The organism is Mesoflavibacter sp. CH_XMU1422-2 (assembly GCF_037029245.1).
Classification (GTDB): domain Bacteria; phylum Bacteroidota; class Bacteroidia; order Flavobacteriales; family Flavobacteriaceae; genus Mesoflavibacter; species Mesoflavibacter zeaxanthinifaciens.
In genome coordinates this window covers 124,692-150,914 of sequence record NZ_JAYMEE010000001.1, presented here as the reverse complement: position 1 = coordinate 150,914, position 26,223 = coordinate 124,692, and the positions used below count along the sequence as shown (strand labels likewise).

Annotated in this window: 27 protein-coding genes; 15 read left to right on the top strand and 12 right to left on the bottom strand. The window is 30.2% G+C overall.

Annotated elements, in window-relative coordinates; all coding sequences use genetic code 11:
• Positions 1–13 precede the first annotated feature (13 nt).
• On the top strand, positions 14–511 hold the full coding sequence (locus tag WA340_RS00715) for a GTP-binding protein (RefSeq protein WP_336126879.1): 498 nt from the start codon (positions 14–16) through the stop codon (positions 509–511).
• A 1-nt stretch (position 512) separates the two neighbouring features.
• Here the strand turns inward: WA340_RS00715 and era are convergent, their stop codons facing one another.
• Both era and WA340_RS00705 read right to left on the bottom strand, forming a co-directional pair.
• A complete protein-coding gene (gene era, locus WA340_RS00710) occupies positions 513–1,397 on the bottom strand; it encodes a GTPase Era (protein WP_304143879.1) in 885 nt (294 codons plus the stop codon).
• A 27-nt stretch (positions 1,398–1,424) separates the two neighbouring features.
• On the bottom strand, positions 1,425–1,883 hold the full coding sequence (locus tag WA340_RS00705; RefSeq protein WP_027880304.1) for an RNA methyltransferase: 459 nt from the start codon (positions 1,881–1,883) through the stop codon (positions 1,425–1,427).
• A gap of 626 nt (positions 1,884–2,509) precedes the next feature.
• Between WA340_RS00705 and WA340_RS00700 the strand changes: the two genes are divergently transcribed.
• The 12 genes from WA340_RS00700 to WA340_RS00645 all read left to right on the top strand — a co-directional run bounded on the left by WA340_RS00700 (position 2,510) and on the right by WA340_RS00645 (position 14,191).
• A complete protein-coding gene (locus WA340_RS00700; RefSeq protein ID WP_336126878.1) occupies positions 2,510–3,406 on the top strand; it encodes a T9SS type A sorting domain-containing protein in 897 nt (298 codons plus the stop codon).
• Between the two features lie 409 nt (positions 3,407–3,815).
• Positions 3,816–4,700, top strand: coding sequence for a PHP domain-containing protein (locus WA340_RS00695; RefSeq protein WP_336126877.1), 885 nt, complete (start codon positions 3,816–3,818; stop codon positions 4,698–4,700).
• A 168-nt stretch (positions 4,701–4,868) separates the two neighbouring features.
• Positions 4,869–6,410, top strand: coding sequence for a hypothetical protein (locus tag WA340_RS00690; RefSeq protein ID WP_336126876.1), 1,542 nt, complete (start codon positions 4,869–4,871; stop codon positions 6,408–6,410).
• 331 nt (positions 6,411–6,741) lie between these two features.
• Complete coding sequence (locus WA340_RS00685) at positions 6,742–7,797, top strand: hypothetical protein (protein ID WP_336126875.1); 1,056 nt, start codon at positions 6,742–6,744, stop codon at positions 7,795–7,797.
• 279 nt (positions 7,798–8,076) lie between these two features.
• Complete coding sequence (locus WA340_RS00680) at positions 8,077–9,402, top strand: ATP-binding protein (RefSeq protein ID WP_336126874.1); 1,326 nt, start codon at positions 8,077–8,079, stop codon at positions 9,400–9,402.
• Positions 9,402–10,196, top strand: coding sequence for a hypothetical protein (locus WA340_RS00675; protein WP_336126873.1), 795 nt, complete (start codon positions 9,402–9,404; stop codon positions 10,194–10,196). The genes WA340_RS00680 and WA340_RS00675 overlap by 1 nt, the downstream gene beginning before the upstream one ends.
• The gene (locus WA340_RS00670; RefSeq protein WP_336126872.1) at positions 10,189–11,400 is read left to right on the top strand and encodes a hypothetical protein; all 1,212 of its coding nucleotides are present in this window, start codon (positions 10,189–10,191) and stop codon (positions 11,398–11,400) included. The genes WA340_RS00675 and WA340_RS00670 overlap by 8 nt, the downstream gene beginning before the upstream one ends.
• Positions 11,387–11,914 carry a condensin complex protein MksE gene (locus tag WA340_RS00665; protein ID WP_336126871.1) on the top strand — a complete coding sequence of 176 codons (528 nt, stop codon included), beginning with the start codon at positions 11,387–11,389 and terminating at the stop codon, positions 11,912–11,914. Before WA340_RS00670 ends, WA340_RS00665 begins: the two co-directional genes overlap by 14 nt.
• A 125-nt stretch (positions 11,915–12,039) precedes the next feature.
• Entirely contained in the window at positions 12,040–12,171 is a 132-nt protein-coding gene (locus WA340_RS00660) for a hypothetical protein (RefSeq protein WP_336126870.1), read from the top strand.
• Between the two features lie 493 nt (positions 12,172–12,664).
• A complete protein-coding gene (locus tag WA340_RS00655; protein WP_336126869.1) occupies positions 12,665–13,078 on the top strand; it encodes a hypothetical protein in 414 nt (137 codons plus the stop codon).
• Positions 13,079–13,084: 6 nt separating this feature from the next.
• A complete protein-coding gene (locus WA340_RS00650; protein WP_336126868.1) occupies positions 13,085–13,657 on the top strand; it encodes a Crp/Fnr family transcriptional regulator in 573 nt (190 codons plus the stop codon).
• A 78-nt stretch (positions 13,658–13,735) separates the two neighbouring features.
• Positions 13,736–14,191: a carboxymuconolactone decarboxylase family protein gene (locus tag WA340_RS00645; RefSeq protein ID WP_336126867.1), complete on the top strand. Its 456-nt coding sequence runs from the start codon at positions 13,736–13,738 to the stop codon at positions 14,189–14,191.
• A gap of 37 nt (positions 14,192–14,228) precedes the next feature.
• Here the strand turns inward: WA340_RS00645 and WA340_RS00640 are convergent, their stop codons facing one another.
• On the bottom strand, positions 14,229–14,405 hold the full coding sequence (locus WA340_RS00640; protein WP_336126866.1) for a hypothetical protein: 177 nt from the start codon (positions 14,403–14,405) through the stop codon (positions 14,229–14,231).
• A 568-nt stretch (positions 14,406–14,973) separates the two neighbouring features.
• Between WA340_RS00640 and WA340_RS00635 the strand changes: the two genes are divergently transcribed.
• Together WA340_RS00635 and WA340_RS00630 are read left to right on the top strand one after the other, a co-directional pair.
• A complete protein-coding gene (locus WA340_RS00635) occupies positions 14,974–15,987 on the top strand; it encodes a hypothetical protein (RefSeq protein WP_336126865.1) in 1,014 nt (337 codons plus the stop codon).
• The gene (locus WA340_RS00630) at positions 15,988–16,743 is read left to right on the top strand and encodes a LytR/AlgR family response regulator transcription factor (RefSeq protein ID WP_336126864.1); all 756 of its coding nucleotides are present in this window, start codon (positions 15,988–15,990) and stop codon (positions 16,741–16,743) included.
• Here the strand turns inward: WA340_RS00630 and WA340_RS00625 are convergent.
• From WA340_RS00625 to WA340_RS00585, 9 genes are all read right to left on the bottom strand, one after another.
• Positions 16,740–19,706 carry a type I restriction endonuclease subunit R gene (locus WA340_RS00625; RefSeq protein ID WP_336126863.1) on the bottom strand — a complete coding sequence of 989 codons (2,967 nt, stop codon included), beginning with the start codon at positions 19,704–19,706 and terminating at the stop codon, positions 16,740–16,742. The two genes, WA340_RS00630 and WA340_RS00625, sit on opposite strands and share 4 nt — an antisense overlap.
• Before the next feature lie 2 nt (positions 19,707–19,708).
• Positions 19,709–20,395, bottom strand: a complete 687-nt coding sequence (locus tag WA340_RS00620; protein ID WP_336126862.1) for a nucleotidyl transferase AbiEii/AbiGii toxin family protein — start codon at positions 20,393–20,395, stop codon at positions 19,709–19,711.
• A 6-nt stretch (positions 20,396–20,401) separates the two neighbouring features.
• Positions 20,402–20,962: a hypothetical protein gene (locus WA340_RS00615; RefSeq protein WP_336126861.1), complete on the bottom strand. Its 561-nt coding sequence runs from the start codon at positions 20,960–20,962 to the stop codon at positions 20,402–20,404.
• Positions 20,963–21,048: 86 nt separating this feature from the next.
• Positions 21,049–21,408 carry a hypothetical protein gene (locus tag WA340_RS00610; protein WP_336126860.1) on the bottom strand — a complete coding sequence of 120 codons (360 nt, stop codon included), beginning with the start codon at positions 21,406–21,408 and terminating at the stop codon, positions 21,049–21,051.
• A 9-nt stretch (positions 21,409–21,417) separates the two neighbouring features.
• On the bottom strand, positions 21,418–22,236 hold the full coding sequence (locus WA340_RS00605) for a GIY-YIG nuclease family protein (protein ID WP_336126859.1): 819 nt from the start codon (positions 22,234–22,236) through the stop codon (positions 21,418–21,420).
• Positions 22,237–22,238: 2 nt separating this feature from the next.
• The gene (locus WA340_RS00600; RefSeq protein ID WP_336126858.1) at positions 22,239–22,859 is read right to left on the bottom strand and encodes a hypothetical protein; all 621 of its coding nucleotides are present in this window, start codon (positions 22,857–22,859) and stop codon (positions 22,239–22,241) included.
• A complete protein-coding gene (locus WA340_RS00595) occupies positions 22,847–23,533 on the bottom strand; it encodes a hypothetical protein (protein WP_336126857.1) in 687 nt (228 codons plus the stop codon). The genes WA340_RS00600 and WA340_RS00595 overlap by 13 nt, the downstream gene beginning before the upstream one ends.
• A 3-nt stretch (positions 23,534–23,536) precedes the next feature.
• Positions 23,537–24,766, bottom strand: coding sequence for a restriction endonuclease subunit S (locus WA340_RS00590; protein WP_336126856.1), 1,230 nt, complete (start codon positions 24,764–24,766; stop codon positions 23,537–23,539).
• The gene (locus tag WA340_RS00585) at positions 24,759–26,222 is read right to left on the bottom strand and encodes a type I restriction-modification system subunit M (RefSeq protein ID WP_336126855.1); all 1,464 of its coding nucleotides are present in this window, start codon (positions 26,220–26,222) and stop codon (positions 24,759–24,761) included. Before WA340_RS00585 ends, WA340_RS00590 begins: the two co-directional genes overlap by 8 nt.
• Position 26,223 lies beyond the last annotated feature (1 nt).

The window sequence follows — 26,223 nt, the reverse complement described above, 5'->3', positions numbered from 1 at the left end:
TTATGAATTAATTATGAACGAAAATTTAAACGAAGTCATTTTAAGACCACGATTTAAAATTGAATTAAATAAAGACAATATTTCTGTTTTAAATGCTTTTGAAGCTAAAAAAACATCTCAAAAAGAGTTTGTAGTCTCTAGAGTTGATGATCATGTTTTTATAAAATTCCCAAAAGCTAAACAACGGTTTTGGACGCCACAATTACATTTAGAAATTAACGAAACTAATGATCATAAAAGCTTGCTTTATGGTCTATTTGGACCCAACCCAACGGTTTGGACGATGTTTATGTTTTTTCATTTTGCAGTTGCTGGTTTTTTTATTGCATTTGCCATATGGGCATATTCTAATTATGCTTTAAAAACCGATTACTACCTACAAATTTGGGGTATGCTTTTAATGATTATTTTATGGTTTATACTGTACTTTGCTGGTAGTTTTAGTAAAAACGCTAATCAAGATGAAATGACACAACTTTACACATTTATGAGTGATGTTTTAGATGAATAATCTACTTTTGATTATATCCAAAACGTTTAAGTTGTCTTTGGTCACTTCTCCAATTTTTGTTCACTTTTACATAAAGTTCTAAATGTACTTGCTTGCCAAAAAATTTCTCTAAGTCTTTTCTTGCTTCTACACCTACTTTTTTTAAGGCGCTACCTTTATGACCAATAATAATTCCTTTTTGAGTTTCGCGCTCTACCATAATTACAGATCGCATACGGATAATGTTTTCTTCTTCAAAAAACTCTTCTGTATCTACTTCTACTGCGTACGGAATTTCTTTTTTATAGTTTAGAAGAATTTTTTCACGAATGTTTTCATTTACAAAAAAACGTTCTGGCTTATCGGTTAATTGATCTTTTGGATAAAATGCTGGACTTTCTGGAAGCAGTTCGATAATTTTCTCAAAAACTTCTTTTACATTAAATCCTTCTAATGCAGAAATTGGATAAATTAAAGCATTTGGTACTTTTTCTGACCACAGTTTAACTTGTGCTTCTAACTGTTCTTGATTTGAAGTATCAATTTTATTTATTAATAATAGCACAGGAATTTTAGAATTGGTTATTTTTTTAAAAAAAGCTTCGTCTTTTAATTCCTTCTCTCCTATTTCTACCATGTACACTAAAACGTCTGCATCTTCAAAAGCAGATTTTACAAAATCCATCATAGAAGATTGCAGCTCGTAAGCTGGTTTTATAATTCCTGGTGTATCACTTAATACTACTTGAAAATTTTCACCATTTACAATTCCTAAAATACGGTGTCTTGTTGTTTGTGCTTTAGAGGTGATAATGGATAGTTTTTCTCCTACAAAAGCATTCATTAATGTAGATTTGCCGACATTAGGGTTACCAATTATATTTACAAAACCTGCTTTATGACTCATGTGTAATTATTGTTTTAAAGTGCAAAGTTACGACCTTGGTTTGTTTATTCCTCTATCATACATCACAATACTTCCTGCAACCGATACATTTAAGCTTAATTGCGACTTAAATTTAACTAAAAAATGGCTTTTTTCTATTGCTGCGTTTGATAATCCGTGATCTTCTGCTCCTAACAAATAAACACAGCGTCTTGGGTGATGGAAGGTCTCTAAAGATTCTGCTTCTTCAGTTAATTCTACACCAACTAGCCTTGCACCTTTAGGTAGGTTTTTATAAAACTCTTCAAAATTTTCATAATGAAAATAAGGCATAGATTTTACAGCATTATGCGTATCGCAAGCTTGTTTGGCGTAACGATTACCTATTGTAAAAATAAAACTTGCTCCTAAATTTTGGGCAGATCGCCATAATACACCAAGGTTTTCTGGTGTTTTTCCGTTAAGGATACCGATACCAAAAAATTCGTTTTCAAAATTATCAATCATACTGCAAAAGTAACTTTTTTATTAGCAACATTAAAAAGCTATCTATAAGGTAAATTTGACTTTAAAGTATTCGATTTTTTTATAAAGAAAGCTAATAATTTAGAACTAAATATTGCAAATAAAATTGAAAGTAATTATCATTAAAAAACCTCAGGTTATGAGTTTAAACAAAAACTCTCTAACAACCCTATTTACAAGGCTTCCCAGCGTACCGTATAAAAAACCGTATGCAAAAACGTATGCACTTTTTGTTGCCGGTTTGGCACCTCTGTTATACAATAAATTTATACACAAATCTACACTTTTTTTGGTTAACCTTGGTTAGCTTTGGTTAAAATTTTAGACAATAGCACAAAAACACAAATTCCTAAATATCAGCTATTTAAAAATTTAAATAAAATTGAGTTTTTGGTTAAGTTTTGGTTAACCTTGGTTACGTTTAGTTAACCACAAAAAATGCTTTTGATGTCTTTTTTTGTTATGATTTGAAGTGTTTTTGAAACAAAAAAATCTGGATTTTTATTTTTCTTTTTACCATACATCGAAATATTAAAAACTACAGCTTTAATTTATCTATATTTACCCCCAGTTTTAAACATCACTATTAACCTACTTAAAAACTACTTATGAAAAAAAACTACCCAAATAAAATTGCTAAACTTTTAGCTTTAGCGCTAATTTCTTCTACATCACTTTTAGCACAAGTAAATGATGAAAATTTTGACGGATTAGCACCTTCTTTAAGAGGACTTGATTACACTACCAACGGAATTAGATTTCAGCAAATTTCTCCAACTTCAATAAGTCAAATGGCGTCTTTATCTGAACCATCTGATTTTATAATTACTCCAGAACCTTCTGATCTAGGAATATTATTTAACATCGATAACTCTGGTACTGTTAATGGCCCAAACATTGGTGCTTTTGATTATAGAATAGGAAGTGCAGATGGATCTGAATTTAAAATAGAATCTATGGAAGCAGACATGTCTGCTAAAAACCCTGCAAATGGTTACGCCTTTACTGCAACTATTACAGGGTATAGAGATGGAGCTGTTGTTGCTACAGATAATATAGATTTTACTGTAAGTGACACAAATGGTTCTGTTAGCTACACAAAAGATGCAAACCCAGCTGCTAATGGTGGCGTATTAACTTTTAATAGTGATTGGGGAACAATTGATGAAATTAGATTTACTGGTGGTAACTCTAGCTCGATTTCTCTTTTAATGGTGGACGAGTTAGATTTTTCTATGCCAGATGCTTTGAGTATAGAAAAAAACAGTATTCAAGCTAATTTTTCTTTATATCCAAACCCAACTAAAGGAACAGTAAATTTAAAATTAGGTAACGCTAGAGACACAAAAATTAAAGTCATCAATACTTTAGGTCAAGTTGTTTATAAAAAAGATAATATTAACAACTCTACTTTTAAGTTTGAATTAAATCAACCAGCTGGTATTTATTTAGTTCAAATAGAATCTAAAGGAAAAAGCAAAACTTTAAAACTTATTAAAGAGTAATATTTTTATTATTTATGTTTAAAAAAAGCGGATCGATGATCCGCTTTTTTTTGTTTTGGTTTATTCTAGTGATTAAAATTCATATTGTATCTAGTTATATTAATTACTTGGTTTAATTTGTAGCTTTTATCTTATAATTAAAAGTTGTTTTTTATATATTTACCTCAGCTATTAACAATAATCCAATTACGGATTACCGTAAAATAAAAACTATTGCTTGTATTATTTTTGGTTATATATGATGTCTAATTAATTATCTTAGATATTAGGGATTATATGATTACCAACACTAGTTGTGTTTCATACTAAAAGTCAACGCACAAACAATAAATTTGGTTTTTGCCTAAACTTATGCCAACGCTGAAAAAACAAAATAGCTATTTTAAATCAACGCTCAAACTTAATAAGAATGAAAAAAATTGAAAAAGGTTCTCAGTGGAGAAAATGGGATTTACATTTTCATACACCTTCATCATATGATTACGGAGATAAATCTGTTACTAATCATGAAATCATAGATACTCTTTCTGCAAATGACATTTCTGTAGTGGCAATTACAGACCATCATGTAATTGACATTGAAAGAATTACTGAACTTCAAAGTTTAGGGAAAACTAAGGGAATAACTGTTCTTCCTGGAATCGAATTTTTGTCAGACTCAAGAGGTCGAGCACCTATACACTTTATTGGAATCTTTGCCGAAGATTGCAACTTAACTCATATCTGGGGACAAATAGAGAATAAAACTAATATCTCAAAAATTAAAGGTGAAGGAGCAAAAATTAATGAAGTTTACTGTAATCTCGAAACAACGATTGAACTTATTAAAAATTTAGGCGGTCTTACGAGTATTCACGCTGGTGAGAAGTCAAACTCAGTTGAAAACATAACTCATTCTTTACCACACGGTGAAGCTCAGAAAACGCTTATTGCTAAAAGTGTTGATTTTTACGAACTGGGCAAACCCGAAGATAAAGAAGGCTACTTAAACGCGGTATTTCCTGCTATTAAGAAGCACATTCCAATGATTATATGCTCTGATAATCATAATATTAGAAAATATATTTCAAAAGAAAATTGTTGGATTAAAGCCGATACAACATTTGAAGGTTTGAAACAAGTTGTTTATGAAGCAAAACAAAGAGTAAGAATTCAAGCATTAAAACCGCAAGAAAAAGCAGGTTATCAAGTAATCGATTCGGTCAAAATATCACATAGTGATTTCCATTCACAAAACATTCACTTTAACCAAAACTTAAATTCTATTATCGGTGGGCGTTCAACTGGTAAGTAAATTCTATTAGGTGCAATAGCAAAGAAGCTTAATAGCGATAAAGAAGTAAAATATGGAAATGAAGATTACATAAACTTTGTAAATGAGGTCGTATCCAACTTAGTTGTTACGTGGAAAGATGGAACTGTCAATGACAAAAGAGACATTGAATACTTTCCACAAAGCTATATGTACACGTTAGCAAGAAATAAAAACAAAGAACTTGATAACCTCATAGAAAGCATTATAAAACAAGACAGTTCTAAAAATCAATTGATTTCAAACTATGAAACCTTTAGTAGCGAAAACAACACTGATATAACTAATAAGGTTAATAAGATTTTTCAGTTACAAGAAGATTTGGTCAAAAGGCGTAATCTCTTAAAGGAAAAGGGAGACAGAAAAGGAATCGAAACTGAAATTGAAAAACTCACAAAAGAGTTAGCAGAGCTAAAAAGCAAATCACAAATATCAGAAGATGATTTGGAGAATTATTCCAAGTTGAGGACACAAAAAGATTCACTATCGAAAACTAATCAGTTTTTAGACGATGAAATAGCAAGAATTGAAAATCTTAAAGAAAAATTCTTCATCAACAAAGAAATTGATTTTGAACTGGTTTCAATCTCTGAAAATAACCGCAAGGAAATCAAAGAAAAATTTGATGAATTAAGAGCAAAATTTCAACAAGAATGGGAAGCGGAAATAGATAAAATACAAGCTACCAACTCATCTGTCAGAAAGGCAAATGAAAAAGCAAATGATGAAATTGATAAAAACCCTATTTATATTAAAGGGCTAGAAGCCTTTCAGAATAATACTCAGTATCGTGAAGTAGAAAGCAAGTTAAAAATCCAAAAAGACAAACTTGCTGACATAATTATAATAAAAGGCGAAGTTGACAAGCTAAAAGAGCAAATTGAATCTTTCAAAACTTCTATTAAGGATGCTCACCGAGAATATTTAAACAAAATTGAGGCTTTTAAGGAAGACTTAAGTGTTTCACGAGATAAACTCGAAATCAAAGCATCTGCTAAATTAAATAAACGTGCATATAAAGATTTGTTATACAGCAGTATCAATCAACAAAGTCATCAAGGACAAAAGATTGTTGGAGTTGAGTTAGAAACTAACGAAAATTATTTTACTTCTGTTAATCAGCTATTTGATAAACTCTTAGAAAAAAACGTCACACTTAAGAGCCAATACAGTCACAACTCACTATGTCAAAAGTTGATGGCTAGTAACTTCTTTGAAATATCATACGAAATAGTTTATGATGACATTTTCAATCAGATGTCAGAAGGTAAAAAAGCTTTTGTTGTACTTCTCCTTTTGCTTGATTTTAGTAATAAGGATTGTCCGATTTTAATTGACCAACCTGAAGATGATTTAGACAACCGAGCTATTTACAAGGACTTAGTTACATACTTAGTTAAAAAGAAAAAAGAACGTCAAATAATACTTGTAACTCATAATCCAAATATTGTAGTCGGTTCGGATTCAGAATTAGTTATTGTTGCCAATCAAAATGGTAATGATTCACCCAACAAAAACGGAATTAAATTTCAATATACTTCCGGTAGCTTGGAAAACACACGAGAATTTGATGATTCTGTAAAGATTACTCTTGATTCTAAAGGTATTAAAGAACACGTTTGCGAGATACTTGAAGGTGGAAATGAAGCCTTCAAACAAAGAGAAAGAAAGTATGCGATTACAATGGAATAGCCAACGATGAATGTAAAAAAGTTGGTGTACAACATTGTATAAAATTAATAAGAGTTTACTACTAAAACTAAAAAAATAAATATCAAAAAAAGTCTGTGTTTAACCGTAAATTAGTGCGATTATACCCGCTATTATTCTTAAAATAGACCTTTGTAAGTAAAACTGAAAACTTGATGAAATTGAATATTTAAAATAAAAAAGCCAGCCGCACAAACAGCACATTTGGTTTTTTTGCCAAGACAAAAGCCAATGCTAAAAAAAACAAAAGAGCTGTTCTTTCCCAACGCTCAAAAAACTGTATATTGGAAATGAATAAATTGACCAAAAATAAATGCTTAAAAGATTAATAATATTAAACTCTGACATCTATTCAAAAGCAGATATAGAACTTGATAATTGCAATTCTCTTCAAATTGTTGGACCAAATAACATTGGAAAAAGTACTCTGATTTACGCTCTAAACTTTCTATTCATAATTGATGGAAGAGAAATGACCTTTAGCGGAAATAGAATTGGAGACAAAACTACTTTCAACCATTATTTTCCCTCAATAAATTCTAGTTTTATAATCTTTGAAATTTTCAAAAACCGCTACTACTCTATTTTAGTAAAGAAAAATGCCGAAGGCAATCTAGATTATTATAAAATTGACAGCGAATACAAGGAGGAACTATTTTTTACAGAAACAAATAAGGGACAAAAAATAAGAAAGTTCGATTCACTACTATCTGAACTTACAACAAATGGAATTGAACATAAAAAGTTCACAAAACGTTCAGAGGTATTCAATTTTGTGTATCAAAAAGGAAAAAGAAATAACGGAGTTGTTTGGCTAAATCAAAACGTAAATCAAGATGGACGAGGAATCAGTAATAATTTTTCCAAAATCTACAAATACTTAATAAACTCAAAATTAATCAATAACAATTCACTTAAAGAATCTTTAATAATAGCAGATAACAAAGAAAATGAGAGTGTTTCTTTTTCAAAGAAAAACCAAAAAGATATTCAGACTTTATTGAGACATAATCGAGATATTAAAGTTATCAAGAGCATCCAACGAAGCTTTACTGATTTCAAAGAATTAGTAAATCAATACAAAGGGAAAAATGCCATTCTATCTGAATTAACTTTTGCTTTTAACCAACAATATTCTACTTTATACTCTGAGCTTGGTACTTCAGTTTCTAAAATGAAAACAGAAAGAGCCGAAAAACGAACTCACTTAAATGAAACACTTAATCCAAAAGAAAAAGAATTAAATCAACTTATTGGAAAAATCACCAATCAAATTGAACAGAAACAAAAAGATTTAGATTCAAAAGAGAAATTAGTTCTTGAAATTAAAGCTTTTGAAGATTTACAATTTCTAGAGGAGTCTTTTTAAAACTTAGACAAAGACAGAAAAAACATTGAAAGTCAAATAACTTTAATAGAAAACCAAAATCTCAGTAGCAAAGAAATTGAAAGTAATATCCAAAAAGCTGAATCTAAAATTTCAAGAATTAAAAATCAAGTTGATAGCTATTCAAACCAATTAATTCATCGAATTTCAGATAACCAAGAAAATAAAGAGTTACTAAATAGAATCCTTTCTACAGATATAACAAGTTTATCTTCCGACAATATTTCAGCAAAAATAAAGCAAACAGAAAACTTGATGAAGTTGTTTGATGGTGCTATTGAGTTACCAAATAATTTTAAAGGAAAGCCAATAGAATCTATTGAAGATTTAAAAAAGCAAATTGAACAACTCGAAAAAGAAAAGGGAATAAATGAAAAGCTATTACCTATAGCTAAAGATTTAGAAAAACATCGTAAAAATTTAATTGAGATAAACGCCAAAATTAAAATCATAACTGATAAGATTGAAAAGTTAAAACAACTTCCAACCTTTGAGAAAGAGCTAGAAGCTATTAAAGTTGAATTTGATAACCTAATAAAAGAAAAAGAACAATCAACTAAAGACGTTAAGTTAATTGAAGAAGAAATCAGAAAACTTAACGAGACTATTGAACAAACAAGTAAGGAAATTTTTAAAAAAGAAAAAAGAATTGAAGAAATCCAAACTTGGAAAGTAGTACTTGAACAGCTTGGAATTAAACCTATTGAATATCAATCAACTGATTCACTTGACAATATCTACAAGAACCTCAAAAGAAACTTTGAAGAAAGACGAGAAATTAAAGTCAAAAAGGATAGTTTATTTGAACGCTTAAAACTAAAAACAGAAACATCTTTCGCTAGTGAAACAGATTTTATAAAACACGTTGATTCTGAATTAGCTGCACAAAAAGATAAAGAAAAATTTGTAGAAGGTTTATTGGCAAATATTTCAACTCAATTCGCAAATCCTTGTGGTACCCTTCGTTCAAGATTTGAAGAATTTAACTCATTCATTACAAATCAATTCAATTCAAAGATTAAGAAAATAAAAATATCTGATATCGACACCTTAAAGATTGAAATTGTAGAAAACGAAAAACTTATTAAGGATATAAATAAAATCATTCAAATTAGAGATTTAACATCAGAACTAATTTTTGATGACCAGTCAGAAAATCTAAACACACTTAATAAATATTTAGATAATCAAACCACAATTACATTTAATGATTTATTTGATATCAAGCTTCATCTACATAAAAAAGGACAGCACAAAGATGTAGACCTTAAAAATCAAATAGAATCTGATGGAACAGATAAAATGATTCGTTTGGTTTTAATTATGTCTATTATTAATCAAATAGTTGTAAAAGATGATGAAAACAAAATTGTCCTATTTGTTGATGAAATAGGAACTATTGACGAAGCAAATAGAATTGAAATATTGAACTTCTGCAAAGAACACAATTTTATACCGATTTCAGCTGCACCACTTCATCCTTATGATGGTTTTGATAAATACTATCTCGTCAGAAGAAACAAAGGTAAAATCGTAGTTAGCGAGAAGAATGGAAATGTTATATTAAGAAAACCGATTGAAGCCTAATGAGAGAAGTTGACTTTAACACATATAAACTATTATTTGAAAGCAAATCGATTTCTAAATCGTCAATTCCTAAAAGCGTTTTAAACTCTGATATTTTTCAAAACTTGCTTCGTGCTGAAATTTTAGAATCATTAAAACTTGGCAGAGGTTTTAAAATTTTAGTTTCTAAAGAAAATGAATTTGAAAAATTTTTTAAAACGTCATTTCCAGAACAAAAAGTTAGCAAAAGCAAATCAGGAAATATTAAAAAATATAGAAACTCAAAAGCAACAAAAATTGACAATAACCCAATTTTCTTGCTAAGAGGTTTTAATTCAGTTCAAATAAACAATCAACTTGTAGATATTAAAGAACAGACTCTTGATTTTGGTTTATTTTCGGTAATTCCAAATTCAATTATTGCTGATAAAATCTGCTTTGTTGAAAATTTAGAAACTTTCTTAAATGCAGAAAAACTCTTAGGTAAAGAGTATCTGTTTCTACATAAGTATGGTAGAATCGGAAAAGAATCTATTTCAAAGATTAGTGCAAAGGAAGTTTTAGTTTTTGTCGATTTTGACTTTAATGGACTTGACGAATATTTACGAATAAAAGAAGTTTTTACTAATGCTCAATTGTATTTGCCTTCCAATTACAATGAACTTTTCGACAAACATTCAGTATCGTTAAAAGGAAATAAGGCTAAAATGAGCAACCTTGTAAAAAACTCGAAAGATTCAATCGTTATACAAATTCGAGAACAAGTTGCTCGTACAAATAGATTTTTAGAACAAGAAATTTTAATCAATGTTTAAGTCAGAACCAAAAACCATATTACAATTTTTGGCAACTCATTTTGACTTGCTAAGGCAACTCTTTGATATACAAGTTAAGAATGAAATTATCTTAAAAAGTCAAGTTTCTGATGCACTTAAAGAATTTGGAAGTGATATTGAGAACCAACTTTTTGAACATAAATTACTTGTTGAACAAAATGACGATTATGTAATCAATGAACCATATTTCGTTTTATTTGAGTTTGTTCTTCAACAATTCAAGCCATTACTTCCAGAAGAGATTGAAAAATTTGGTCAATCGATTAGAACTTTGTTTTTAAATATAAAAGAAGGCATCAATCAAGACAAAAACATTTTACTGGATAGAATTGAAGCTTTGGCAAACGAGATTAAGAAATTTTCAAATGCAGTAACAAATAACACAATAAGTCTTCTAAATGAATCTAGAGAATTAAAAGCAAATACTCGAAAAATTGAATATCAAGAGAAAGTACAAAAAGCTAGATATTTAATTGATTATTATATCATTCCTTTAAACACAATTTTAGATATAAATCATTCTCAATCAATCTATAATGAACTACTAAGTATTTCTCAATTTTCAAATAATAAGCGTTTTGATTATACAGACGAAAGCATAAGAAGGCAGTTCGAAAAACTTTATAATTTGTTAAGGCAAGTAGTAAAAGATATTAGCAAACAGTCTTCTATCTTAAGTAATGAACTTTTACCTCTTATAGATAGGATTAGGACAGAAAGTGAATATTTACAAGGTTTCCATTTATACTTAACAAACGGAAATTGCTATAAAGGAATTAAACCACCTGAGATTTTCAATACAACAAGGGATAATCTATATAATCAGTTTATATACGAAAACACAAAAGAATATTTTGACCAATTTAAAAATGAAGAAGATGTATTTTTTGAAGAGGAAACTGAAATTGTAGAGCAATGGATTTTCAATAAAAGTGAATATAAATCTCAGCTAAACTCAAAACTTCCAGTTGACGACTTTTTCACTTGGTGCAAAACATCATTAGAAAATGAAAACAAAAGCTTTGATTTTGACAACTATTTTATGGTAACGAGCTTAATCTTTGAAGAAGAATATGAAGTACAACAGGACAAAGAGAATCGAAATATTTCCTTTAAAACAGAACAAGGAGAGTTGATAATGCCAAAACTTAAAATCACTAAAAAAGAAAATGTATCCCAATAAACACAAACAAATAGTTACATCTTTAATGGATGGAAGATTTATAACCATTGACGAATCTTATTTTGATATCGTAAAGGAGAATCAAGATTTCTATGCTGAGTTTTTTGATAAATCTTTTGGTTTTGAATTAAAGAATACGCAGGAGTTTTATTATCTAATTTCAGAAGTGACAAATGAAAACACTTCTCGTGATATAAGCATATTTTTCTCAATCTTTTGTTATGAACTAGACAAAGACGGAAAGAATTTTATGGATGAATTAGGGTTTTCGGACTTTCACATTGACGAAATAGTTGATTACATCAAAAACAGCTCTTGGACTGATATTATTAAATCAAATAAGCAATTAAATGATGCAGATAGTATCAAAAGGTTAGTTGGTTCTACAATGGTAAAAAGGAACATAGCTGTTAAACATTCAAACGACAACTATTCATTTACAAAAGCATATAAATTATTTATCGATTTTGCACGTGAATTGATTAAGTCAGAAGCGAACAATCCTAAAACTTAAAATTGAAGTTATTTACTATTAATTTTAATCAAAAATAGATTAAAAAACCAAAAATGAATTTGGTTTAAATTAAATAAATTAGCATTAATAAAAAAATATTACTCACAGCTCTTACGGTAAGCTTTATGACAAACAGTTGTAAATCCCAAGAAAAAACATCTGATTTCAAAATTGAAATCGAAAAATGGAAAAAAGAACTTATCTCTAATGGAGAAGTTGGAAACCCTTGTATAGAAGATGATGACTGGGAAAAATAGCAAAAGGAAAACCCAAAAGCAAATTTTGGTTTACTAGAAATAGAATCTAGTGAGTCTGATTTTAATTCTGTCGGTATCAAAGATGGACTTTTATATTTTCCAGCAGAAACTTGTGTTGGTGGTAATGGTACCGATTCAGATTTTGGAATGCTAGTTTATTCTAAAAATGGTCAGCTCTTAATGAATAAAACATAACTCAAACTATTGAAGAAGGAATAAAAGCTGAATTAGCAAAAATCAAAATTAATAATATATATAAATACATATTAAATATAAAGGACATGGAAAAACTATAATTGATGAATATTATGCATGGTCTGAATAAGACGCAGATTGTTGCCTAGCAAGAAAGGTGTTTTTAAATATAGTCCTATATAACTAGAAACTGAAATTAAAAATTAAAAAAACCTTTATATTTAAAATCCTCAGAAGAATATTAAATTCAAAAACTTATTTTAGCGTAAATCAAACGTTTAATTTACGCTAAATATCTATGTTAGAACCAAAACACTATACATGTAATTATTGCCAACAGGACTTTGTGCCTAAGCGACGTCGTGTACAAAAATACTGTAGTAACTCGTGCAGGTCTTCTGCATATCAATTAAGAAAAAGCAATAAAAATAATTTACCTGTAGCAAATAATACAAAACCTGCTACAGAACAAAATGATAAAATGACGTTAGTTGGTGTTGGTAATGCTGCTGTTGGATCAATGGTTGCAGGAGGACTTGTAAAACTTTTTACTAGCGAAAAAAATAAACCAGCAACTAAAGGAGATATAGATTTGCTTATACAAAAATTAGGAGGTCGTTATCATCTAGTAAAAAACTTACAACCTAATGAGCAAGGTGCTCTACCCTATTATGATATTATAGAAGGAATAATTGTTTATTTGCAATTTTAAATCATATTGAAATCTAATTACTCCATAAAAGATCATTTTTATAAACACATTGATTTTACCGAAATAGAAATTGATGATATTTTGTCTCATTTCACTTTAGTAGAATTCGATAAAAAAGAGATTTTATTAAAAGAAGGTAATGTTTGTAATCATAAGTTTTTTATAGTTGAAGGCTTAGTTCGTTCTTATCAACTGGATCATAAAGGCAACGAAAAAATTAATCAATTTGCTATTGAAAATTGGTGGATTACTAATGTTGAAAGTTTTGTAAATGAAACGCCATCTTTAACTTCTATAGAAACTATCGAGCCAACTAAAGTACTTAAAATTGATAAAAACACTTTAGAAGATCTATACATTAAACATCCAAAGCTAGAGCGTTATTTTAGAATTATCACAGAAAATATGCTAGTTGCTATACAACGTAGATACGAAGTCTTTCTACAGCTAAAAAGCAAAGATCGCTATCTCAACTTTATTAAAAACCTACCAGAGTTTTCACAACGTGTTCCCCAATACATGATTGCATCTTATCTAGAAATTACACCTGAATACCTTAGCGAACTTAGAAAAACATAAATTTATTTCATAAGATACCTTAAGTAGATTGATATAGCTTCAAAATAACTTTATACCATAATTAAAATTTAAATATGTATGGAACGAATAAGTTATACAGATGTACCTCAAGACATCTTCAAAAATCTGATGGCAATTGAGAATTATTTAGATAATTCAACACTAGATTTACATTTATTAGAACTAGTGAGGTTAAGAGTCGCACAAAAAAATGGTTGTGCATATTGTGTAGATATGCATCACAAAATTCTAAAAAAACATAATGAAACCGACTTAAGACTTTCGTCACTTTGTGTATGGGAAGAAACCAATTACTTTAGTGAAAAAGAATGTGCTGTTTTAAAGTTTACTGATGTATTAACAAGATTAGAAAGACATCCTATATCTGATAATGTTTTTAATCCTTTATTAGAACATTTTACTAAATCTGAAATTGCTCAACTTACATTAGCAATATCTCAAATAAATACTTGGACAAGACTTATGAAAACGTTTGGTTTTGCGCCTGGTAAATTTAGGGTTAATCAGAATTAATTTAATCAATTAGGTAAAGAACGGTTTAAAGTTAATTTCAAACCGTTTTTTTTATTTTAATATATGCTTCAATGACTGTTAAAGTATTATAAGGTATTTTTAGTTTTTTAATGTTGAATGGTCTACTGCCATATTTTTCTACATACTCTTTAGAACTATCCAAATCTAATAAAAACTCGTTTAGTTTATGGAAATTATTGTAGGTTAGTCTCACTAAAATTTGCTTTTGGTTTTTTGAATATTAGGTTTGGTGTAATATAAAAATAGCAATGCTACAAGAACATTGCTATTTAGCTTGGAAAATTTAAATAACTCAACCTTCAATTAAGAAAAGACACATCTTTATTTTTTACTTTTTGGAGGATTATTACCTCTTTTCCCTCCTGATTTCATTCCTTTGTTTTTACTCGGAAAATTAGGATTTGGCTTACCTGATTTGCTTACTGATTTTTCCATAATACTAGTTTTTAATTTTAATTCTCTTCTCTCGAGTGCCAATACTCATCATTGTTTGGGTTTAATTGGTTTGCATGATTGTCTAAATCTGCTTGTGTGTAATCATAATCTTTGTTTAATGACATTGTTTTTTGTTTTAAAATTAATACTCCTTATTTAAAGCTCTTCTATTAAGCTTTTGTTTATAGTCCAAATTTCATCTTTTTATATTTTTCATTTTACTATTTGTGACATACAAGTTATATTTGGGATAATATTACTTTGTTTTGTGACATACTATTTTCTCCTACTAGTTAATCATAAAAATTAGCCCATTATTTTTGAATATGAATTATCAATACGATTACATTTCATCATCAAATGAACTTGAATCTTTACAAGAAGATTTTGCAGTTTTATTTCTTATTTGCCTCATTATATCAGTTCTTTTTATACTCTTGCTTCTAAGAAACTGGTACAACCTCTATAAGAAACGAAGTTTCAGAAAAAAATATAATTTATTAAAAACTCAATTACTAAAACTACAACCAATAGAGCAACAGCTAGCTAACAAAACCACAGAGGTTTTTGAACTTGAAAAACAACTAAAAGATTATAAAGAAAAGTTTTACAATACATTAAGTGAAAAAGACAAAGAAATAACATTAAAAAAAGAAGAACTTAATCATCAAAAAAATGCTTATGAAAATTACTTAAGATTTAAGAACATTGAACTTAACTCCACACGATTAGGCGCCCATTTTTTAAAAAATATTATTAGTCAGATATATGAAGATTTAGAGTATACTGATATTAGCTATAGCTCCTTTTTGGGATTTCATTATAGATTTGGAAGAGTATCAAGTAAGTTACCTCCTCTAAAAGCACTAAAACATATATTTAGTCTTTTAGACTATAACGTTAACGCTTTAAACAAAAAAGATATCCAACTTAAAGAAGAATTAGAATATATAGATATGTTTTTAGAGTTAATAAAATACTTAAAGCCATACACAAGCATTGAATTTAAAAACCAATTAACCAAAAAACGTACTAAAGACATTGTTATAAAGCCTACATTATTATTCCCTTTTATTGAAAACGCATTAAAACATGGTAGTTTGAACAACAATGACTCTTTTATTAGTATTATTCTGAAAGAAGATGAAAACAATATATTAAGTTACAGCTTAGTAAATAGTATTGAAGAACGAGAGGATTATAAAACTACATCAAAAAACAGTTTTGGTTTAACTGCATTAAAACAGTTATTAGATGCCTATTACCCTAATAGCGAACTTTTAAATAAACCCTTACCTAACAATCAATACCTTTCTGAGTTAACTATAAATCTAAGCTAAATGATAAGATATATACTGGTTGATGATAATTTAAAAACCTTAGAACGTGTAAAGTCTAAAATTGATAGAATTTCACAAGCCTATGACTTACAACACATAAAAAGTTATAGCAACTCTAAAATCGCGTTTGAAGAAGCTATCCATGAAGACTTTGACTTATTAATAGTTGACTTTGAAATGCCCGTTTATAACGGATTAGAACTAGCTCAAGAAATTGGGATAAATAAAAAAATAATTTTTTTAACCTCTACATCCGACAACGAAAAAAAAGTCATTAACAATCTTAACATTACAGGATATTTAAGCAAACCTTTTGATGTTGAAGAATTTAAAACAATCCTTAAAAATAAAATTATAGGTAAATTACATAAAGATAGTACAACTTCTTTAAATACACCCATTACATTAGAAATAGGTACCAATAAGGACATTAGGTTTTTACCTGAACAAGTTTACTATATAAGTACCTCGAAAAACATTAATGGTGATAAACCTAAAAAAAATTCTGTTCACTTTTATGGTAAAGAAGATGAATTAGTACATAAAAACATTCGAACGACTATTGATTACCTTAATAAAAAATTATCCCCTTACGACTTTCAAAAAATTAATCAAAGTACTATTATTAACAACTCTCATTTTAAAATGAGAGACAATAATAATGTTGAATTATTTAATACTAAAGAAACTTTTGAAGTCACCCACAAAGAGAAGAATAGTTTTATTTCTAGACTACGAAATAAGTTAAAGTATTAATAGTATTCTTTTATGTAAGCATAAGCCCTATTGAATAAATCTTGTTCCTTATGTAATTTATATTTTAGTAAAGCTTGCCTTAACGACTTTTGCACTTCGCGCTCTCCTGAACTTGTTTTTTGCCAACCAGGGAAACGAACGACTCTAACAATAGCATCAATATCATTTACAATACGTTCAACAACTGCTGGTGTTTCTTGGTTTTTTAATTCTAAAAACAGTTCTGTTAGTGCTGCTTTTGGTGTTTTGATTTGTACTAATTCTGACATCTCTTTTTCAGCTTCAACCGTCTCTTTAGCTAATTTACATAGCTCTTTAACAAACTCTATAGAAGTTATCAAACCCTGTTGTGCTTTATCTCTTAAAGCTTCTAAACGCTCACTTAATGATTTGAATTTAGGATCTCCAGAATGCTTTTGGAATCGTTTTATTAATAGTTTTTCTAACTTTTTAGCATTTTTGGGGTCAGGATTATTGAAGATATCTTCTATGACATCTGCATCAAGAACGAACTCTTCCAATTGATGAACTTCACCTACATGAACATTTTCATGTATCAATTGTGTTGTTTGAGCTCCTAATGAAAACCAAAGCAGCTTTCCAATATTATCAGATGCTGGTCTCACGGATTCAAAAACCTGGGATAACCATTTATAATCCTCTTGGTATTCATTTAAAATTGCATCAGGCGATAAGGATTCCCAAAGTTTTGATACGTACTTATAGTCTTTGGCAAATGCATCTTTTTTATCATCATTATTAATAGCATTTTGTGCTGCTTCTAGGCCTTCAAAACCACCTAAAGATCTATCAAGATTTTTAAAATGAGATAAAGCCTCTTCCATTGCCTTTGGCAGTTTTTCTTTTAAATCTGTTAAATTTGTAATTACCTTTTTAATACTATCTTCATCAAACTGTAAGGCTTTTGCAGCATCATCAAATACTCCAAAATAATCTACAATACGACCAAACGATTTCTTTGGATACAACCTATTCGTTCGACAAATAGCCTGCAACAATGTATGATCTTTAATAGACTTATCAAGGTACATAGTTTGTAATATCGGTGCATCAAAACCTGTTAGTAATTTAGCAGTTACAATTATGAATTTTAAATCAGAAGTAGCATCATTAAACTCATCTACTATTTTTTCTTGATCGGATTTAGTAATTGCCCATTTTTGCTTGAATTCTATGCCATCATTAGCTGTAGTAGAAATCACTACTTTACTTGCCTCTTCAGGAAAATATGTATCTAGTTCTGCTTTGTATTGAACACATGCATAACGGTCTGGTGTTACTATCATCGCTTTAAAACCATGAGGATTTACTTTTTCATTAAAATGTTGTGCAATATCCGATACTATTTTAGCGACACGTTCTGGTGACTTTAAGAAAGCAGCCATTTTTGCAGATTTCTTGTTTAGAGCATCTGCTTCTTCATCAGTAAGTGCTGAACTTTCTTTAAATTCAGCAAATGCTCTATCAATATTTTCTTTGTCTACATGTACATCAACCAACCTTGGTTCAAAATGCAAAGGCATTGTGGCTTTATCTCGTATTGAATCATGGAATGTATATCGGGACATATAACCGCCTTTATCTTCTTCTGCTCCAAAAGCCCAAAAGGTATTTTTATCTGCTTTATTAACTGGAGTACCGGTTAAACCAAATAAAAAGGCATTAGGTAATGCTACACGCATTTGACGACCTAAATCACCTTCTTGTGTTCTGTGCGCTTCATCAACTAGAACGATAATATTTTCTCTTATATTCATATTAGGCTTAGCGTCTCTAAACTTAAATATGGTAGAAATGATAATCTTTCTAGTGTCTCGCTCAAGCAACTTTTGTAGTTCGTAGATACTATCTGTGGTTTCTAGATTAGGTACATCTGCTGCATTGAATGTTCCTGTAATTTGGGTATCTAAATCAGTTCTATCAACAAGAACAATAACTGTTGGACTTTTTAAGGACTGCTCTCTTCGTAATTTTTGAGCCGCAAAAACCATCAATAAAGATTTACCTGAACCTTGAAAATGCCAGATTAATCCTTTTTTGATTTTACCTTCTTTTACACGCTCAACGATTCTATTAGCCCCTTCATATTGTTGAAAACGTGGAATTACCTTAATACGCTGCTTCTTTTTATTTGTTGTAAATAAAGAAAAGTTTTGAAGAATATCCAATAAGCGCTTCGGATGTAGCAAATCTGATAACTCCTTACCTACTTCTCCTAAACCTAATCTTTTTGCTATGGCATCCTCGTCATTTTCTAATCGCCATGGTGCCCAAAACTCTAACGGTGTACGCACACCACCATAATACAATTCTTTGCCTTCTGTAGCAAATGATAAAACATTAGGTACAAATAATTGAGAAATAGCATTTTCATAAATATCATGAACTTCATGCGCACCATCCAACCAGCTTATTGATGGACGAATGGGTGTTTTTGCTTCACCAATTACAGTTGGCAAGCCATTAATAAACAATACTACATCAGGTATTTTAGTTTCTCTATAGTGAACACGAAATTGGGTTGTTGCAATAAAACTATTATTCTTTAAATCTTCGAAGTCTATTAACCTTACAGGAACATGTCTATTATTCTCTCCAAACGGCATGGTTTTATCACCTTGTAACCACTTAAAAAATTCTTCATTAGCGCGAACCAAACCCACTTGATGTACAGAAATTAAAATAGCACGTAGTTTATAAATCACCTCATCTGCAAATTCTGGATTTGCAGTAATCTCTGGGTTTAAACGAATAAGCGCTTGTTTTAACTCACTTTCTAATAACACCTCATTGACTGAACGTTGTAACTCTTGAGGTGATTTGTATTGCCATAAACTATTATATACTAAAGCGACTTCTGCTACTTCATTGGTATTTAAGTTAACACCTGTAAGTTGTTTTATGATGTAGTTTTCTACACTGTTTAGTTCGTTGAAGCTCATAGTTAACTCATAATTATTTTTTCTATTTTTTCTATTAAAATTGGCAATCTATCCTCTATAATAAGCGGATGGATATGACAAGATATTATTTCCATAAACGAAGGGCTAGCATATATTTTGGTTAACTCCTGCTTTATAAATTCTTTAACTTCTGGATGGTCCTCATTAATTTCGTCAACAATAGTCGTTCTATTATCCAATACATAAATAATGTCTTCAAAATCATGACTTGTTCTGTAATCTGTACCTCGGTCATTAAATGCCTCAAATTTAGTAGCCAAATAACAAGGAGCAGATAATATACTAATATCTTGCCCTTTAACTTCTGTAGTATGTAAATTTTTAAAGCCAATCTTATACCATCTATTAGCTGGACCAATAGGACCATCTTCTGCTGGCATTATATCTATGGATACGCCTTTATATAAATAACTACATATAGCATGTCCATCTGGGTCTGGACTAAAACCTAGTTCTGCTAATCTTTCTTGCATTTGAGCCCAATCTGAATAGTTTAATAAATCAATAGTTAAATCAACATCAGCTGTTGGTCGTATTTCATCTGCTGATGCATCATCTGTATAAACACTGACAACAGCTCCTCCTATAAAAATCATTTTATCTTTTAGTTCTTGTAGTGCTGATGCTACTTGGGCTACTGTATCTATATTTATGACTTTATTTTCCATTCCTTTTTACTTTTTCCCTAGTAGCAATAATCTTCTATCTAAATCAGAATCATTTTCTAGTATTCTAATTTTTAATTCTTTTAACGCTATTTCTCTTTCTCTAGCTCTTCCTACTCTTATAGCATCTACTAACGCTAATAATTCATATAGTTTTTTATCCTTTAAACATGCTTCGACTACGGTTATATATAAAGGCTCTATTGATTGACCTCTTATTTCACCCTTAGCATAAGGCCACACATAATATTCTTCACTTACTATAGTATTATTTAAAGGTGATGCAGAATGTGCTGTCGGGATACCTCTCACTATTGCTCCTGGTTTTTGTGGATACACATACCTAATTCCAAATTCTAAAAAATCCATTAAAGCCAAACGCATTAAACTTTTTTTATTTGGACCTATTAAACCAGCTATTTTAGATCTATTAATACTTTCACTTATTTCACTAGCACTAATATTTAATTCGAAAGACAAGTCTTTCATTAACCATTTTTTCTTGCCTTTAGCTGCTATTTTTAATAATACCACAATATCATGTGGCCTCATTCCACTATGTTTTTTCATGACTATTTTTATAATTTTATGCACAAATATACAAAACAATCATGTTAATTCGCGATTCGCGAATCGCGAATTAACTATTAAGATATCTAAAGCATTATAGTATCCTTAACAAACTCATTAAAATCAAACCCTGTACCTCCACTCTTCACATCATATAAAAAATTATTGCTTCCTGCGTTAATCTCTAAATCTACAGCATTTTTATCTTTTCTTACTTTAAAAGTATTCTCTAAAGAGTCTACAAAACCAACTGGTAACACAATCCAAAACACTCCGTTTTCTACTTTTAAAAGTAGATTAACTTCTGTCTTAAATTTATCTACAGCGATATTTAACCACCAGACATTTTTAGATTTATTAATACTAGAAAAGCTTGTGTTTTTAATAGTTAAACTTCCTTTTTTTGTAGCATTTATATAGTCTATAAATTGTTTTTTAGTTGTCATGTTATGTTCTTATAAAGTTCCTCTTGCTATCTCTTTACACTTATTTCTTAAATCACGCACCTCTTTTAAAGCTTTAGGGTTACCGGCTATGTTTAATAATGGTAAATATTCTTTGATAAGCTCCTTCTCTATTCTGCTCAAATTTTCAGAAAGTGTTACCCAATTAATTAGTAAGTTTTCATTAATCCAATCGATTATTTTTATTTCATCCTTCTTTGAAAACTTATAGTTATTTTGATTGCTCTTACCTATTAGTGATCCTTTTTCTGGAATATATCCAAGTACAGCACCTAAACTTCTAAAAAATGTACCGTGCCCTTTTGCTCGAAGCTCTTGATTTAAAAATCGCTTTTTCAAACTTTTAGAAGCTATACCAATATAAATAATATTATGATCACGTAGTTTTAATATATTTGAAAAGGTTTTACCCAATACGCTTACATCTTTAATTCTTATACAATAAAGTCCTGGTGAATCAGGGATTTTATGTTCGCAATCTAAAAGCTTTTTAAAGTTTTTATCATTCATCAGGATTTTAATAGATAAAGATGAATCCTGATTTACATTTTCTAAAGGTGTCTTTAGTGGTGTTTGTTTGTTTTTTATGGGTTTAACACCTGTTTTACTTTTTAATGTAATTAATCCATTTACTTTACTAAAAAGATGTGGATAGTTTTTAACTCTAGCACCTATTTGACTGCTTTTTATACCAATTCCATCACCTCTAGTATACCAACTATTCTTGTTTAAAATCATTGCAATTTCGGTTGCAGATAATGGTTTTCCTGCTTTTAAAAGCACTTGTTGAATAGCTGCATGCAATGTCATAACTAATTAATATTTTTTGATAATAAATCTATTCCAAAAGTATCCTTACACAAGGCATTAAATTCTGTAAGCACTACATCTGCTGACTCTTGATTAACAAATCTTGATATATCATAAGGTTTAGCTAACCAATTACCATTTAATATTTTGCCTGTACTATCTTTAGTTAAATTGTCTTTTAAAAAATGTTGAATAGGACAACCATCTTCATTTTTACTAACTATAAAAAACAAACGCGTTTGAGATTTTTTTTCATCTGCAAACTGGTCTATATTTAACTTGGTTATTTCGTGCATCTCATTAGCATCATAAAAACCAGTATCTGCTTGATGTAGTATTTTAAAATAGAATTTATCTTGTTCTACTTCTAATACTCCCATATTAAACTCATATAGGTATTGTGTTAACCAATCCCAAGACCATTTTTTATGTATAGTAGCCCTATTACCATGAGAGGCTGCATTACTAAATTTAGACCAACCGCTTTGAAAGGAAAAACCATATTGATTACCTACATATTTTACGGTATCTAATATACGCTGTTGATATAAAGCTAAAATGCGATAAGCAGACCTAACGTCTTTAAATATATCTTGTAGTTGGTTTGGGTTTAGTTTTTCCATGATAGCGCTAATTGATTAATAGACGATTTTTTAATATGGCTTGGTGGCATAAAACGCTCTAACCAATCTGCTGTTGAGAAACCAAATAACCCAAAACTAACAATCATATCTTCTAAAATGTTTAGTATAGTTTGATTGCTATTTAATACATCTTTGGTTAACTCTAGTGTGTATTTTAAGTTATTTATGGCTTGTAGAATGGCTTGCCATTTGCATTTATAAATTTGGTGTTCTTTATTATTAACCTTAATGGTTTCTGTGTGTTGGTTATGCAAACCACCTAATGCAATAAATAGTAATGGTTTTTCATCAATACTATATTCGTTATAATAGGCTTGTATTTCGTTTTTCCATTGGGTTTTACTTTGCTGTTTGGCATCGTAGCGTTTTGCTTCTATAATAATATCTTGGGTAGCTGTACGTATAAACACATCTGGTTCTACACGGTTTTTATTTGTGGTATGTTCTGGATTCCAATTGGGCCAATACTCGATACTTTGTATGGTGTGCAAGTCTAAATTTGGCACTACATCTAGCAAAGCTTCTTTTAGTATATGCTGAAACAGCTCTTTGGGCAAATACATAAACCGCTCAAAAATAGACGATGTTAAAGCATCTTCATTGGCTTTAAACACCAATCTATTGACTTTGTTGTTTTGTACTGCTTGTATCATACCCTAAAACACCTGATTAATTAAACTCTTTTGTAAGGCTTTGGAACTTTGAATTTTGGATTTTAAGGAATCAATATTAGATTTCATAAAATCTAATCTATCTATTAATTCTTGCTGTATTTCAATTGAAAAACATGGAAGAACCATAGATTGATACTCTTCAGAATTAATATTTGGTTGTGCACCTATTTTTATCATTTTCCTTTTAAATGATTCATACTTCAAAGATTTGGTAAAGTAGAAAAGAAACTTCGGTTTCAATACAATAGGATTTACTCTAAATCTAATAAGATAGCCAGCAAACACGGATTCTTCCATTTGAGAATCATATAAAAGAGTTTTTCCAACTGTATTTCCCGTTCTTGCAAAAAGGAAATCTTGATCTTTCAAGATGTATTGCGAATATTCGGTTGAATCGATTGTAACCTTATCTTCTTCAATTAAATTACCTTCATCATCGATATCCGTAATTCGAATGTACCTCAAAGAACCATTTTCAAAAGGCTTAGACGAAGCATTTGCACCATAAGTAGGCTTTTCAAGGAGACATTCTTTTAATTTTATAGTTTTAATTCTTTTATCTAAAAGCCCGCATTTTGTTTTTACAATTTCTCCATCATCGCCATAGTTTCCATGTATCATAAATTGATTAATAGAAGTCGAGTAGGTGTCATAAAGATTATTTAATGCTTCATTTTCCTTCTCCACAACCTCATCCATAGCCCAAAGTAATTCCGCAAGTTTGGCTTGTTGGTCTTTTGGTGGTAAGAGGAATTCGTATTCTGCCAAATCGCGCCATTTTACACGTTTTGACATGGTTCCTGCAGCATTAGAGTTGGCATAATCCCAAAGTGCATTGCTATTTAATAAAAAGGCTAAAAAACCAGGAACTACTCTATCATGATTTTCTCTTAATATAAATGCATCGCCAGAGCAACAACCGTCAAAATCTACCATAGATGCCCTACGTAAATAGGCATTTCTACGTGCAAACAGTATATCTCCAGCTTGAAATGCTTTTGCAGAAGACGCCAAATTATCTGTAGGTTCCCAAGTTTTAATTTTTATATCTCCAGAAACAAAGTTTCCTAATCCAACAAAACGGTCATATGCAGACTCACTTGGATTATCTACTCTTTTGGATATTTCAGAAGCTAAATCACCTAACTTAGTTGGAATCCAATTAGATTTATCCAATTTTAATTCTTTTTCTTCCTTCATTACATTATCCATTCGCTAAAGTTTTAAAAAGGTCATTCATTGAGGTTTTTAATTTTTTAGAATCAGTTTCCCAAGTGTTGAAAACAGTGCCAAAATTTAATTCTTCTTTAATCTCCTCCTTTACGAACAACTGTACACTTAAACGTGCGTTTTTATCTTCTACAATTTTATCATTCTCGATTACAGCTGTAAACGTTTTTTCATCCTTAAAATCTTGATATGCATTATATATTCTCTCAATATGATGAGGATCTAAATACGAAATAGTTTTTTCATTTCTAACTTCGTTTACTGCTTGAATGAATAAAACCTTACCCTTTCTTTCTGGCTTCTTGTTATTATTCGTTATTAATAAACAAGACGTCATTGAGGAATTATAAAATAAATTTGGGCCAAGACTAATAACACATTCCACTAAATCTTCTTCTATCATCTTACGACGCATTTCACTTTCAGAATCCCTAAACAACACACCATGTGGCCAAAGCGAAATAGAGCGTCCGTTTTCAGCATCTAAACTCTTTTGTATATGTTGTTGGAAAGCATAATCGGCACAACCTTGTGGTGGTGTGCCCCAAAGATTACGTCCGTAAGGATCATTTTCAAAATTTTTTTTGTCCCATGCTTTTATACTGTATGGTGGATTAGCCAGAATTACGTTAAATTTTTTTAGCTCATCGTTATGCAAAAACGCAGGTCGTGCTAGTGTATCGCCACGTACAATGCTAAACTCTTCTATACCGTGCATAAACATGTTCATACGTGCTATAGCGCTGGTAATTAGGTTTATTTCTTGTCCGAATAATTTTAGGGTACGGTATTCTTTACCTTCATCGCGTAAATGTAAGGCGCAGTTTAATAGTAAACCACCAGAGCCACAGGTTGGGTCGTATACAGATTCTCCTGGTTGTGGATCCATAATCATGGTCATGAGTTTAACCACAGTACGGTTGGTGTAAAACTCTGCTGCGGTATGGCCAGAATCGTCTGCAAATTCTTTTATTAAGTACTCGTAGGCGTTACCCAATTGGTCGTCTGGTACATTTTTTAAATTAAGTTTGTGCTGCGAGAAATGTTCTATAAGGTTGGTTAAGGTTTCGTCGCTTAACCGGTTTTTATTGGTCCATGAGGCATCACCAAAAATACCATAAAGGGTTTCTGGGTTGGCCTTTTCTATATCGCGCATGGCGTTTTGTATGGCTATACCCACGTTTACGGTGGTTTCGCGTACGCTATTCCAATGAGCGGTTTCTGGTACTATAAAATGATGGTGCTCTGCAAATGCGGCGTATTCTAAATCGCCATCGCTTTCTTCTAGTGCTTTTTCAAACTCTTCATCATACACATCGCAAATACGCTTGTAAAACAATAACGGAAAGATGTATTGTTTATAATCGCCTGCATCTATGGTCCCTCTTAATGAGGTTGCTGCGCCCCAAAGGTATTTTTCTAGTTCTTGTTGGGTCATG